Source organism: Oryzihumus leptocrescens (assembly GCF_006716205.1).
Classification (GTDB): domain Bacteria; phylum Actinomycetota; class Actinomycetes; order Actinomycetales; family Dermatophilaceae; genus Oryzihumus; species Oryzihumus leptocrescens.
The window spans coordinates 203,425-216,137 of sequence record NZ_VFOQ01000001.1; the positions used below are offsets into that span (position 1 = coordinate 203,425).

At 72.8% G+C, this 12,713-nt stretch carries 12 protein-coding genes and 1 riboswitch; of the genes, 5 read left to right on the plus strand and 7 right to left on the minus strand.

Annotated elements, in window-relative coordinates:
• Positions 1–20: 20 nt before the first annotated feature.
• Both edd and eda read left to right on the plus strand, forming a co-directional pair.
• On the plus strand, positions 21–1,910 hold the full coding sequence (edd, locus tag FB474_RS01055; protein ID WP_141786961.1) for a phosphogluconate dehydratase: 1,890 nt from the start codon (positions 21–23) through the stop codon (positions 1,908–1,910).
• Positions 1,907–2,560 carry a bifunctional 4-hydroxy-2-oxoglutarate aldolase/2-dehydro-3-deoxy-phosphogluconate aldolase gene (gene eda / locus FB474_RS01060; RefSeq protein ID WP_141786962.1) on the plus strand — a complete coding sequence of 218 codons (654 nt, stop codon included), beginning with the start codon at positions 1,907–1,909 and terminating at the stop codon, positions 2,558–2,560. Before edd ends, eda begins: the two co-directional genes overlap by 4 nt.
• Positions 2,561–2,882: 322 nt before the next feature.
• On the opposite strand, the gene FB474_RS01065 is transcribed toward eda, so the two are convergent.
• The 3 genes from FB474_RS01065 to FB474_RS01075 all read right to left on the minus strand — a co-directional run bounded on the left by FB474_RS01065 (position 2,883) and on the right by FB474_RS01075 (position 5,840).
• Positions 2,883–3,551: a malonic semialdehyde reductase gene (locus FB474_RS01065; protein WP_246091994.1), complete on the minus strand. Its 669-nt coding sequence runs from the start codon at positions 3,549–3,551 to the stop codon at positions 2,883–2,885.
• A gap of 191 nt (positions 3,552–3,742) precedes the next feature.
• Complete coding sequence (locus FB474_RS01070; RefSeq protein WP_221632393.1) at positions 3,743–4,468, minus strand: hypothetical protein; 726 nt, start codon at positions 4,466–4,468, stop codon at positions 3,743–3,745.
• Between the two features lie 10 nt (positions 4,469–4,478).
• Complete coding sequence (locus FB474_RS01075) at positions 4,479–5,840, minus strand: cryptochrome/photolyase family protein (protein WP_141786964.1); 1,362 nt, start codon at positions 5,838–5,840, stop codon at positions 4,479–4,481.
• Positions 5,841–5,859: 19 nt separating this feature from the next.
• On the opposite strand from FB474_RS01075, the gene FB474_RS01080 reads away from it, so the two are divergent.
• The 3 genes from FB474_RS01080 to FB474_RS01090 all read left to right on the plus strand — a co-directional run bounded on the left by FB474_RS01080 (position 5,860) and on the right by FB474_RS01090 (position 8,566).
• Positions 5,860–6,555 (plus strand): iron-dependent transcriptional repressor DtxR, encoded by a 696-nt coding sequence (locus tag FB474_RS01080; protein ID WP_141786965.1) that lies wholly within the window; start codon positions 5,860–5,862, stop codon positions 6,553–6,555.
• Positions 6,556–6,830: 275 nt separating this feature from the next.
• Positions 6,831–7,046: riboswitch (cyclic di-AMP (ydaO/yuaA leader) on the plus strand.
• A 4-nt stretch (positions 7,047–7,050) separates the two neighbouring features.
• On the plus strand, positions 7,051–7,764 hold the full coding sequence (locus FB474_RS01085) for a C40 family peptidase (protein ID WP_246091995.1): 714 nt from the start codon (positions 7,051–7,053) through the stop codon (positions 7,762–7,764).
• Between the two features lie 94 nt (positions 7,765–7,858).
• A complete protein-coding gene (locus FB474_RS01090; RefSeq protein ID WP_141786967.1) occupies positions 7,859–8,566 on the plus strand; it encodes a DsbA family oxidoreductase in 708 nt (235 codons plus the stop codon).
• Here the strand turns inward: FB474_RS01090 and FB474_RS01095 are convergent.
• The 4 genes from FB474_RS01095 to FB474_RS01110 are packed head-to-tail and all read right to left on the minus strand — an operon-like array spanning position 8,563 to position 12,548.
• Positions 8,563–9,303: an SDR family NAD(P)-dependent oxidoreductase gene (locus FB474_RS01095; protein WP_141786968.1), complete on the minus strand. Its 741-nt coding sequence runs from the start codon at positions 9,301–9,303 to the stop codon at positions 8,563–8,565. The two genes, FB474_RS01090 and FB474_RS01095, sit on opposite strands and share 4 nt — an antisense overlap.
• Positions 9,303–10,532 carry an SAM-dependent methyltransferase gene (locus FB474_RS01100; protein WP_141786969.1) on the minus strand — a complete coding sequence of 410 codons (1,230 nt, stop codon included), beginning with the start codon at positions 10,530–10,532 and terminating at the stop codon, positions 9,303–9,305. Before FB474_RS01100 ends, FB474_RS01095 begins: the two co-directional genes overlap by 1 nt.
• Position 10,533: 1 nt before the next feature.
• On the minus strand, positions 10,534–11,274 hold the full coding sequence (locus FB474_RS01105) for a DUF1365 domain-containing protein (RefSeq protein WP_141786970.1): 741 nt from the start codon (positions 11,272–11,274) through the stop codon (positions 10,534–10,536).
• Positions 11,271–12,548, minus strand: a complete 1,278-nt coding sequence (locus tag FB474_RS01110; RefSeq protein WP_141786971.1) for an NAD(P)/FAD-dependent oxidoreductase — start codon at positions 12,546–12,548, stop codon at positions 11,271–11,273. The genes FB474_RS01105 and FB474_RS01110 overlap by 4 nt, the downstream gene beginning before the upstream one ends.
• Between the last annotated feature and the right edge of the window lie 165 nt (positions 12,549–12,713).

Genomic DNA, 12,713 nt, shown 5'->3' on the forward strand with positions numbered 1-12,713 from the left:
CGCGACCTGCGAGGAGAACCATGCCCAGCCGTCCCCACACCCCTGCCGTGCACCGCGTCGTCGCCGACGTCACCGAGCGGATCCGTGAGCGCAGCCGGCAGACCCGCCGTGACTACCTCTCGCGCATCCAGCACGCCGCCGCCGAGCGTGGCGGGCGCCTGACCCGCGCCGACCTCGGCTGCAGCAACCTGGCCCACGCGGTCGCCGCCTGCGGGGGCTCGGACCGTGCCGCCATGTCGGGGGAGAGCGCCGTCAGCCTCGGCATCGTCACGTCCTACAACGACATGCTCTCCGCGCACGCGCCGTTCGAGCACTACCCGCAGCAGGTCAAGGACACCGCGCGCGGCCTCGGCGCGGTCGCCCGGGTCGCCGGCGGCGTGCCCGCGATGTGCGACGGCATCACGCAGGGCCGCGACGGCATGGAGCTGAGCCTGTTCAGCCGGGACGTCATCGCCATGTCGACGGCGATCGCGCTCTCCCACGACGTGTTCGACGGCGCCCTCATGCTCGGGGTGTGCGACAAGATCGTGCCCGGCCTCGTCGCCGGCGCCCTCGCCTTCGGCCACCTGCCGGTGGCGATGGTGGCCGCCGGCCCGATGAGCAGCGGCCTGCCGAACGCCGAGAAGGCCTCCGTCCGCCGGGCCCACGCCGCCGGCGAGGTCGGCCGGGAGGAGCTGCTCGCCGCCGAGACCGCGTCGTACCACTCGCCCGGCACGTGCACCTTCTACGGCACCGCCAACTCCAACCAGCTGCTCATGGACGTCATGGGCCTGCACCTGCCCGGCGCGGCGTTCGTCTCGCCGGACGACCCGCTGCGTGAGGCGCTCACCGCCGAGGCCACGCGCCGGGTGGCCGAGATCGCGGGCAGCGACCAGTCCTACGGCATCGGCCACGTCGTGGACGAGAAGGTCGTCGTCAACGGCGTCGTCGCCCTGCTCGCCACCGGTGGCTCGACGAACCACACGATGCACCTGGTCGCCATGGCCGCCGCGGCCGGCGTCCAGCTCACGTGGGAGGACTTCGACGACCTGTCGCGGGTGGTGCCGCTCTGTGCCCGGATGTACCCCAACGGCACCGCGGACGTGAACCACTTCCACGCGGCGGGCGGCACCCCGTTCCTCGTCGGCACCCTGCTCGACGCCGGGCTGCTTCACGAGGACGTGCTGACCCTCGCCGGTCCGGGCCTCGACCGCTACCGCCGGATGCCGGCCCTCGAGGACGGCGCCCTCACCTGGCGCGAGCCGGCCGCGGCGAGCACCGACCTGGACGTGCTGCGCCCGGCAAGCGACCCGTCCGCCCCCGACGGCGGCTTGCGGGTGCTCAGCGGCAGCCTCGGCCACGCCGTCATCAAGGTCTCTGCCGTCGCCGCCGAGCACCGGCTCATCGAGGCGCCGGTGCGCGTCTTCACCGACCAGGTCGGCTTCCTCACCGCGTTCTCCCGCCGCGAGCTGGACCGTGACGTCGTCGTGGTCATCCGCGACCAGGGTCCCTCGGCCAACGGCATGCCGGAGCTGCACGCGCTGACCCCGTCCCTGGGTGTCCTGCAGAAGCGCGGCTTCCAGGTCGCACTGGTCACCGACGGACGCATGTCCGGTGCCTCCGGGGCGATCCCGGCAGCGATCCACGTGACGCCGGAAGCGGTCCACGGCGGTCCCATCGCCCGGCTGCGCGACGGCGACGTGGTCCGGCTGGACGCCGACCGTGGCACCCTCGACGTCCTCGTCGCCGAGCAGGAGTGGGAGGGCCGGGAGCCGGTCACCACCGCGGGCGGCGAGACCTTCGGCACCGGGCGCGAGCTGTTCGCCGGCCTGCGCCACCTGGTCGGCCGCGCCGACCAGGGCGCCCACGTGTTCGGCGCGGTGGACACTGTCACCTCGCCCGCCCACCACCTGCAGGAGAGCGCCTCATGACGAGCGTCGCCGAGACCAACCACCCCCGGACGGCGGCCGAGCTGCTCGCCGTCAGCCCCGTCATACCCGTCGTCGTCGTGGACGACGTCGAGCAGGCGGTGCCGCTGGCCCAGGCCCTGCTGCGTGGCGGCGTGGGGATCATCGAGGTCACCCTGCGCACCCCCGCCGGCCTGGCCGCGATCGAGCGCGTGGCCGCCGAGGTGCCCGGCATGGTCACCGGCGCGGGCACGGTCACCTCCCCGGCGCAGGTCCACGCCGTGCAGCGGGCCGGTGCGCAGTTCCTGGTCACCCCCGGGTCGCCCGCGGGCCTGCTGTCCGCCGCGCTCAACAGCGGTATGCCGCTGCTCGCCGGGGCGGCCACCCTCACCGAGATGATGACCCTGGCCGAGCACGACCTCGGCGCGATGAAGTTCTTCCCCGCCGAGGCCAGTGGCGGCGTGGAGTTCCTCAAGGCCGTCTCCGGCCCGCTGCCGCACCTGCGGTTCTGCCCCACTGGCGGCATCACGACGGCCAACGCGGCCGACTACCTCGCGCTGCCGAACGTCGGCTGCGTCGGCGGGTCGTGGCTGACCCCCAAGGACGCCGTGGCGGCGGGGGACTGGGGCCGGGTCGAGCAGCTGGCCCGCGAGGCGGCGGCGCTGCCGCGCTGACCCGCCCCGCACGCGACGGAGCCGGCCTGCGTGACGCAGGCCGGCTCCGTGCATGGAACAGCCCGTGAGCTCCGGGCCATGCGGTCCGGGGCGCGATGGACGAGTCGCGCATCCTCACGGGCTGCGGTGACTGCTTGGGATTGCGGTCACCCTTGCCGTCCACGACTGGCACACCCGAGGGGGGCCAGGGAACGGGCTGGGCTAGCGCTCAGCCACCTCACGCGTCCTGTGAATAATCACTAACGGACCACCTCCCTTCTCGTGTGCACACGACGGTAGGTCGGTGTCCGGCGGCGCGCAATGCCTTATCCGCGGCGTCGGCTCAGACCGTGGTGACGACCTCGTCGAAGTCGAGGCGGGGGCTGCGCGGGAACCAGGCGTCGGGGCCCGGCTTGCCGATGTTGACCACGGCGAGGGCGCGGTGCTCGCCGTCGGGGAAGAACTCGCGGGTCACGGCGTCGGCGTCGAAGCCGGTCATCGGGCCGGCGGCCAGGCCGGCGGCGCGGACACCGAGGATGAAGTAGGCGATCTGCAGGGTGGCGTTGAGCTCGGCGGTGCGCAGGCGCATCGCCTCGTTGCCCCCGAACATGTCCTTGGCCGCCGGGAAGTGCGGGAAGACCCTGGGCAGCTCCTCGTGGAACTCGTTGTCCGCGGCGAGGATGGCGACCAGCGGGGCGGCCTGCGTCTTGGGCTTGTTGCCCTCAGCCATGAGGTCGACGAGCCGGGCCCGGGCCTCGTCGCTGCGGACCAGGACGATGCGCAGCGGCTGGTTGTTCATCGACGTCGGCGCCCACTTGACCAGCTCGTAGATGGCGCGCATCTGCTCCTCGGACACCGGCTCGTCGGTGAACGTGTTGGCGGTGCGGGCCTCGCGGAACAGCAGGTCCTGGGCCTCGGTGGAGAGCTGGAGCTGGTCGGCGAACTCGGCCTCGAACTGCTCGAGCTCGGCCTGGGTCTCGGGGTAGGTCGTCATGAACGATTGAACGGTCAACGACTTGAGGATATTTCCGCCGGGATGTCCGTTTCCGTGTGGCCTGCACCACGTCCCGCGGGTCGGTCGGCGTTCGGTCGACCGCGGTCGGATTCCCGCCGAGAGGGACGTTTCTCGGGCTTCAGGCCCCTCGCAAGGGACAGGAACGTCCCTCTCGGCGGGGTGGGTGGGTGGGTGAGGCTCGCTCGCGCTCAGGCGGGGCGCACGGCGGCGGGGTCGATGGCGATCCACACGGCCTCGGCCTGCGCGAGCAGGCGACCGTCCGCGGCATACAGCGCGGTGCCGGAGAGGAACTTGCGGCCCTGCTCGCCACGAGGCCAGGCCATCACGACGCACTCCTCGCCCACGGCCGGCAGGTCGTGCACCTGCGCCGTCATCGTGCCGAGCACCATGGCGCGGCCGGCGATGCCCGAGGCCCACGCGCCGGGGCAGTCCAGCGCCGCCCAGACGATCTCCGGGGTCACCTCGGCCGGGCGCCACGCGGCGGCCCGGAGCGTCTCGTGGCCGGGGAGCGGGCCGGTATGCAGGCACAGGGCGTCGGCGGGGTCGCGGTCGGTGCCGCAGGTGAAGCAGGTGGGGAAGGGGTGCTCGGCCAGGCCCTCGTACGAGGGGCCGACCGCCTCCGCGTCGGCGAACGACACTGGTGTGGGCGTCCCGGCGGTGTCCAGCGGCTCGGCCGAGATGGCCTGGGCCACCAGGGTCTGGCCGTCCCAGAGCTCGACCGTGCCGTCGTCGGCCCGCGTCACGTCCATCTCGGTGTCCAGCGGCGGGGGCGTGCGCAGCCGCACCGTGACGGCTCCGGCGCCCTGCCCCTCCTCGCCCTCGACGAGCTGGGCCAGGTGGCCGCTGACCCAGCCGCCGTTGCCGGACAGCGGCGGGCCACAGAACCGGGCGGGGACGACGAAGGACTCGGTCACGTCCGGCACGCTAGCCCTTGACCGCCTCGTAGCGGCGCAGGGCCTCCTCCCGGGCCTCGGCGTGGTCGAGGATGGGCTCGGGGTAGCCGTGGTCGTAGGCGCCGTCGACCTTCCACGGCTCGTGCACCGCACCGCCGCGAACGTGCGCCAGCTCGGGCACGTAGCGGCGCACGTAGTCGCCGTCGGGGTCGAACTTGCGCCCCTGGGTCACCGGGTTGAACACCCGGAAGTACGGCGAGGCGTCGGTGCCCGTGCCGGCGGCCCACTGCCAGCCGTGGGAGTTGGAGGCGATGTCGCCGTCGCACAGGTGCGCCATGAAGTGGCGGGCGCCGTGCGGCCACCACACGTGCAGGTCCTTGACCAGGAAGCTGGCGACGATCATCCGGACCCGGTTGTGCATCCACCCCTCGGCGAGCAGCTGGCGCATCCCCGCGTCGACCATGGGGTAGCCGGTGCGCCCCGCCTTCCACGCCTCGAACCCCTCGCCCGGCTCGTCGTAGGCCATCCCCTTCAGTGACGGCTTGAGGTCGGCCCACGCCGAGTCGGGCCGGTGCCACAGCACGTCGGCGTAGAACTCGCGCCACGCCAGCTCGGTGACGAACGTCTGCGGCCCGGCCTTGCGGTGGTCGGGGTGAACCGCGACGTCGGCGAGCAGCGTGCGCGGGTGGACCTCGCCGAACTTCAGGTGGGCGGACAACCCGGAGGTGCCGGCCAGGTCCGGGCGGTCGCGGGTGTCGGCGTAGTCGGCCAGGCCGTCCTCGAGGAAGGCGTGCCAGCGCTCCAGGGCCGCCTCCTCCCCGGCTGGGGGCAGGTCCGGCACCTCGCCGTCGAGCAACGGCAGGTCCTGCGACTCCACCCGCCGCACCCACCGCAGCTGTTTTGGCACGGGTGCCGGCTGCGGCCAGCCGTGCGCGCGCCAGGCGCGCGAGAAGGGGGTGAACACCTGGTAGGGCGTGCCGCCGCCGGTCGTCAGCGTCCCCGGCCCCACCGCGTATGCCGTGCCGGTCGCCTCGAGCGCGCAGTCCTGCTCGCCCAGTGCGCGGCGCACGGCCTCGTCGCGGCGCCGGCCGAACGGGGTGCTCTCGGCGCTGACGTGCACGCTGGTGGCGCCCACCTCGCGGGCCACCTCGGGGACCACCTGCGCGGGGTCACCGACGCGCACGACCAGGGCTCCGTCATACCGGGAATCGAGAGCGCGCAGGGAGGCGTTCAACCAGGCGCGACGCACGGCGCCGGCGCCGTCCCACAGCCGCCGGTCGAGCACGAACAGCGGCAGGACGGACGAGCCGTCCGCGGCCTCGTGGGCGGCCCCGAGGGCGGGCAGGTCGGCCAGGCGCAGGTCACGACGAAGCCAGAGCACGGTGTCGGGCACAAATGAGAGGCTATGCGCTGTGACGGATCTGATCGACACCACCGAGATGTACCTCCGGACGATCTACGAGCTGGAGGAGGAGGGCATCCCGCCGCTGCGCGCCCGCATCGCGGAGCGCCTCGGTCACTCCGGCCCCACGGTGAGCCAGACCGTCGCCCGGATGGAGCGCGACGGGCTGCTGAGCCTGGCCGGCGACCGTCACCTCGAGCTGTCCGAGGAGGGCCGCCGGATCGCCACGCGGGTGATGCGCAAGCACCGCTTGGCCGAGCGCCTGCTCGTCGACGTCATCGGCCTCGAGTGGGAGTACGTCCACGACGAGGCCTGCCGCTGGGAGCACGTCATGAGCGAGCGGGTCGAGCGCAAGATCCTCCAGCTCATCGGCGAGCACCGGGAGTCGCCCTACGGCAACCCGATCCCGGGTCTGGACGAGCTGGGCGAGGAGGCTGGGGAGGACTTCCGGCTGGGCGTCAGCAGCCTGGCCGTCCTCGCCGGTGACCAGCCCAGCGTGGTGACCGTGCGCCGGATCGGCGAGCCGGTCCAGGTCGACCACGAGGCCCTGAGCCTGCTCACCGTGGCCGGGCTCCTGCCGGGCCGGCGGGTCCGGATCCGGCGCGAGGCCGGCCGCGTGATCGTGGTGCGCGACGGTGCGGAGGACGCGGCAGGGGTGTCGCTGCCGGAGAGCACGGCGGCGCACGTCTTCGCGGCCGCAGTCTGAGGTGTTGGGGCCTCGCCGGGCATCCCGGCGAGGCCCTCGTCAGCGGGCAGGACCGGTCCGAGGGCCGGTCCTGCCGCTGTCCCTGGCGACACGCCCGACCCCGGGGCGGTGGAGTTTGCCCGATTTTGTCCCCCTCCCAAGGGGTGCGCAGCCCGCTGACCTGCGACGTCGCCGATGCCGCCGCCAGGTCTCCGACACGCCCGTGACCTCGATGTGACAAGGGACTTTGGTCTGTGTACGGTGGCATCGCTTGCTCTCCCCCTGGAGGAAGCTCTCGATGTGGCATGCCGAATCCTGCCGCCACGTTCGAGATGAGTTCACACACCGTTTGGCAGGAGCGGGGGACCCACTTGCGGGGCGTCGTGAGACGCCCCTTGGGGTGAAGCCCTCAGGCGGCTGGCCGACCCAGGTCGGATGGCTGCCTCAGGGCCGGGTGCATACCTCCCACCCGAACCCGACAGCTCACCTCGTAGGCACTGGAGAGGTCTGTTCATCGTGTCGAAGCACCATGCCGGGCGCCACCGCGCCGCAGGTCGCCAGACGACCACCACTGCCCTGACGTCTGCTCTTGGCCGTTCCGGCCAGCCCGCCGCCAAGGCTTCCGCGGTCCTCGCGGTCTCCGGTGGTCTGGTGGCCTCGTTCAGCATGCCCGCCTCGGCCGCGCCGGCCACGCACGCTCCCGAGGCGGCCACCCCGACCAACGCCCCCGGCACGGTCGCGGTCTCGGCCCCGAGCACCGCTGCCGTCCCGGTTGCGCCCTCCTTCGGTGAGGTCGGCTTCGACGCCACCGCCCCGAAGGCTGCCCCGGTGCACCGCGCCGTGGAGACGGTCAGCCGCAGCACCGACCGCATGGCGATCAACCTGCCCTCGCCGGCCGCCGGCGTGCTCGGCATCGCCGCGATGTACGCCGGTGTCCCCTACGAGTGGGGCGGCACCACGCCGTCGGGCTTCGACTGCTCCGGCTTCACCCAGTACGTCTTCAGCAAGATCGGCATCTCGCTGCCGCGCACGGCCGAGGAGCAGCGCATGGCTGCGACCCGCGTGAGCAACCCGCAGCCGGGTGACCTGGTCTTCTTCGGCAACCCCGCCCACCACGTCGGCATCTACGCCGGCGGCGGCATGATGTGGGACGCCCCGCACAGCGGTGCCGTCGTGAGCAAGCGCCCGATCTGGAACGACAGCAGCATCACCTACGGCCGCTTCTCCTGATCGAGGGCCCAAGCCTGAGCCTGACGCCGCAGGCCCCGAACCCCGCACGGGTTCGGGGCCTGCGGCGTTGCCGGGTCTTTGGGACAATGGGGCCATGAGCACCACGCGCACGGAAGCCGCAGCGCCCACGGCGACGGACCGCACGCCGGGCATCCTCCTCGAGGTCTGGTCCGACGTCGTCTGCCCCTGGTGCTACCTGGGCAAGCGTCGCCTCGAGCACGCGATCGCCGCGTTCGAGCGGCCGGCACTGGTCGAGGTCCGCTACCGCTCCTACGAGCTCGACCCGCGCACCCCGGTCGGCGAGGGCGTCCCCGTCTACGACTACCTCGGGCGCCGCTACGGCGGTGGCCCGGAGGCGGGCCGGGCCATGAGCGCGCGGGTCGCCCGGGCCGCGGGCGAGGAGGGCCTGCGGATGGACTTCGACCGGGCCGTGTGGACCAACACCTTCGACGCGCACCGGATGGTGCACATGGGGCTGGCCCAGGGCGGGCCGGCCCTGCAAGGCGCAGTCAAGGAGCGCCTGTTCGCCGCCCACTTCGAGGAGGGCAAGGTCCTCGACGACATCTCCACGCTGCAGCGACTGGGGGCCGAGGCCGGGCTCGACGAGCACGTGCTGGCGGCGGTGCTCGCCTCCGACGACTACGCCGACGACGTGCGCGCCGACGAGGCCGCGGCCCGCGAGCTGGGCATCACCACGGTGCCGTTCGTGGTCGCGAACCGGTCCGTGGCGCTCTCCGGGGCCCAGCCGGTGGAGGTCTTCGCCCAGCTGCTGCACCAGGCCTGGCGCGAGACCGGCAGCTAGCGCCGGCTGGCCAGCACCCGGGCCCAGGCGCCGGCCGGCACGAACCGCGCGAGCTTCATCAGCACCGCCATCCGGGTGGGGAAGACGATCTCGTTCCGGTCGCGCTCCAGCCCGTCGCAGATCGCCCGAGCCGCCTCGTCCGGCTCGACCAGGAACGGCATGGGGAACTCGTTGACCTCGGTCATCTCGGTGCGCACGAAGCCGGGGCAGATCGTGGTCACGTGCACCCCGCTGCGGCGCACCGACAGGCGCAGCGACTCGAGCAGGTTGATCTGGGCGGCTTTCGTGGCGCCGTAGGCCTCGGCCCCCGGCAGGCCCCGGTAGCCGGCCACCGACGCGACGCCGGCGATGACGCCCCGGCCTCGGGCGACCATGCCGGGAAGCACCGCGTCGATGCCGTTGCTCATGCCGACGAGGTTGACCTGGAGGTGGCGCTCGAAGGAGTCGGCGTCCCACGTGCCGGCCGGCATCTGCTGCCAGTGCCCGGCGCACAGCAGCACCAGGTCAGGCGGCCCGAGCTCGGCCTCGACCCGTGCCGCCGCGGCATGGACCTGTGCCCGGTCGGTGACGTCCGCCGGCGCGACGAGCATGCGCCCCTCGGCCACGGAAGCCAGCCGGTCGGCACGCCGGGCCGAGACGGCCACCCGGGCGCCCCGGGCGGCCAGCTCTCGGGCCACGGCCGCGCCTATGCCGCTGGATGCGCCGACGACCCAGGCGACCCTGCCCCCGAGATCCACTACGGGCGGACCATCTGCAGCTGGCTGACGCCCAGGTAGCCGGTGCGGAAGCCGGCCTCGCAGTAGGCCAGGTAGAACTCCCACATCGAGCGGAACGTGTCGTCGAAGCCGAGCGTGCGGACGTGGTCCCACTCGGCGAGGAACCGGCCGCGCCACTGCTTCAGGGTCTCGGCGTAGTGCCACCCGAGCTCGCGGCGCTGCGCGACCCGCAGGCTGGTGTGCCTGGCCAGGGTCTCGTCGATCGCCTGCAGGGACGGGATGATCCCGCCGGGGAAGATGTACTTCTGGATCCAGGAGTAGCTGCGCCGCGTGGCCCGCATCCGCTCGTGCGCCATGGTGATCGACTGGATCGCGACCCGGCCGCCGGGGGCCAGGAGTCGGTCGATCGTGGAGAAGTAGGTCGGCCAGTACTTCTCGCCGACGGCCTCGATCATCTCGACGCTGACGATGGCGTCGAACTGGCCCTGGACCTCGCGGTAGTCCTGGAGGCGCACCTCGACCCGGTCGGTCATCCCGGCGGCGGCGATGCGCTCGCGGGCGAGCTCGGCCTGCTCCTCCGACAGGGTGATGGTCAGCACCCGGGCGCCGCGCTGCGCGGCGCGAAGGGCCAGCGCGCCCCAGCCGGTGCCGATCTCGAGGACCCGCGTGCCCTCGCCGACCCCGGCGTAGTCGAGCATGCCGTCGATCTTGCGCAGCTGGGCGGCCTCGAGGTCGTCGCCGTCCTCGAACCATGCCGAGGAGTAGCTCATCGTCGGGTCGAGGAACGCCGCGAACAGGTCGTTGCTCAGGTCGTAGTGCCGGTGGATGTTCTCCCGGGAGCCCTCGAGGGTGTTCTCCTCGTGGTGCGGCAACCGCTCGTCGACGATGGTGCGGAACCGCTGCAGCCACTCGGGGATGAGCTGGCTCAGCTTGGCCGCGAACGGCGCCAGAAGGTCGGCCAGGTCGGTGCCCGGACCCGGGCGCCAGTCGCCGGCCATGAAGGCCTCGCCGAAGCCGATCTTGGTGTCCTTGCCGATCCGGGCGAAGAACGCCTCCGGGTTCACCAGCTCGAAGACCGGCGAGTCGGGCCCGCCGCCACCGACGACCCGGCCGTCGGGGTAGGTGGCACGGACCGGCACGAGGCCGACGGCACGCTCGAACAGGACGCGGGCGACGCGGGCGTGGACCGGGGCGGTGGGCACCGTCTCCAGCGCGGGCCAGCGCAGGGACGTGGGGGCGACGGTGGTCATCTCAGACACCTTCCTGGGCGCGGTGGCGCGGGCGGGGGGCAACGGGCAGTCGGCGCAGCCACAGCCAGACCCCGTGCAGCCGGATCAGGGCCGTGACCTGCTGGGGCATCAGCGGCCGGCGCAGCACCTGGCCCACCAGCCGTCGCGGCGTGGCCGGGTGCGGTGTGCCGCGGAACGTGGCGCCGAAGGCGACCTCGCCGTCGCGGTGGAGCACGACGGTGGTGGCCACCTGGTCGGGGGTCAGCGTGAACGTGAGCTGGTAGCGGCCGGACACGTCGTAGAACGGGGAGACGTAGAGCTCCTTGTCGGTCCACGCGGTGCCACCGTCGTCCGGGCGCAGGAGGTAGGCGTGGCGCTCGCCGTACGTGTTGTGCACCTCGGCGAGGACGCAGGCCAGGTGGCCGGAGGCGTCCAGGCACCAGTGCACCGACAGCGGGTCGAAGACGTGGCCGAGGACCCGGGCGTTGGCGAGCATGAGCACCCGCCCGCCGGTCAGGTCCACGCCCTCGCCGGCGGCGAAGGCGACGACGTTGTCCTTGATGCTGCGGGCCGGGTCACCGAGGTGGTCGGCGGACCGGAACGAGGCGAACGGGCGCAGCCAGCGCGGCATACGGGGGAGGTCGTCCAGGTCGACCAGCCACTGGTAGACCCCGTACCGGAAGGCGTGGCGCACCGGGCCCTTGCGCGAGTGCGAGACGAAGCCCTCGACCAGCGCCGGCAGCGCGGGGAGTGCCGGGGTCACCAGTCGACCCCGAAGTGCCGCGCCGCCTCCACCCCCGAGCGGCAGCCGTCCTCGTGGAAGCCCCAGCCGTGGTAGGCCCCGGCGTAGACGGTGGTGTCGCTGGCGAGGCCGGCGAGCGAGCCCTGGGCCGCCACCGCCTCGGGGGTGTAGATGGGGTGCTCGTAGTCCATCACGGCCAGGATTCTCGACGGGTCGACCCGCTCGCGCGCGTTGAGCGTGACCAGGTGCTGGTCCGGAGAGGTGTGCCCCTGCAGCCGGTTCATCCAGTAGGTCACCACGGTGGAGTCGTGCAGGTCGGTGCACGAGGTCATGAGGTAGTTCCACGAGGCCCGGGCCTGGCGTGCCGACGGGAGGATCGAGGCGTCGGTGTGCAGGACGGTCTCGTTGCGGGAGTAGGTGAACGCCTTGAGCGTGCTGACCTCGTCGTCGGTCGGGTCGGTGAGCATCGCCAGCGCCTCGTCGGCGTGGGTGGCGATGACGACCTTGTCGAACCCGTGCCGCTCACCGGTGGTGTCGACCACGGTGACGCCGGTGGACCAGCGGGTCAGGTCGCGCACCCCGGCGCTGACGCGCACGGCAGGCAGCTGCGCGCCGATCCGCTCGACGTAGGTGCGGGAGCCGCCGGCGACGGTGTACCACTGCGGCGAGCCGGTGACGCTGAGCATGCCGTGGTGGTCCAGGAACCGGAACAGGTAGCGCGCGGGGTAGAGCAGCGCGGTCTCCTGGCCCGAGGACCAGACGCAGGAGACGACGGGCACCGCGTAGTGGGTGATGAAGTAGTCCGAGAAGCCCTCGCGCCGCAGGAACTCCCCGTATGTCGTGAGGTCGCCTTCGCTGCTCGTGTCCAGGAACGCGCTCGCCCGGCGGTGGAACCGCTTCACCTGGCCCAGCAGGCGCAGGAACGTGGGGTCCAGGACCCGGCCAGGCTGGGCGAGGAGGCCCTTGGCGCCGCGGCCGCCGGCGTACTCCAGCCCGCAGCCCTCGCACCTGATGCTCATGCTCATCTCGGTGGAGCGCACCGGCACGTCCAGCTCGCCGAACAGGCGCCGCAGCAGCGGGTAGGTGCGGTCGTTGTGGACGATGAACCCGGTGTCGACGGCGTGGTGGCTGCCGTCGCTGGCGGTGACGTCGTGGGTGTGGGCGTGGCCACCGAGACGGTCCTGCGCCTCGAACAGCGTGACGTCATGGGTCCGGTTGAGCAGGTAGGCCGCGGTGAGGCCCGACACGCCGGCGCCCACCACCGCCACGGAGGGGCGCGACGACGTCGGCTTCATCGCGCCCCTCCCGCTGCGTGCCAGGAGGAAGCGCGCAGCGTCCGGTGGTCTGTGGGGGTGTGTGGACGTGCCGTCACCGGGAGTCCCTTCCGTTCGGCGCGCGCGGTCGGTGCCGCTCGGGCGATTACGGCAGAGGTTCGTAGGCGCACCGGTGAGCGGATTGGT

Coding starts and splice junctions, on each gene's coding strand:
- edd (WP_141786961.1), top strand. CDS start 21: ATGCCCAGCCGTCCCCACACCCCTGCCGTGCACCGCGTCGTCGCCGAC.
- eda (WP_141786962.1), top strand. CDS start 1,907: ATGACGAGCGTCGCCGAGACCAACCACCCCCGGACGGCGGCCGAGCTG.
- FB474_RS01090 (WP_141786967.1), top strand. CDS start 7,859: ATGAGCACCACGCGCACGGAAGCCGCAGCGCCCACGGCGACGGACCGC.
- FB474_RS01100 (WP_141786969.1), bottom strand. CDS start 10,532: ATGACCACCGTCGCCCCCACGTCCCTGCGCTGGCCCGCGCTGGAGACG.
- FB474_RS01110 (WP_141786971.1), bottom strand. CDS start 12,548: ATGAAGCCGACGTCGTCGCGCCCCTCCGTGGCGGTGGTGGGCGCCGGC.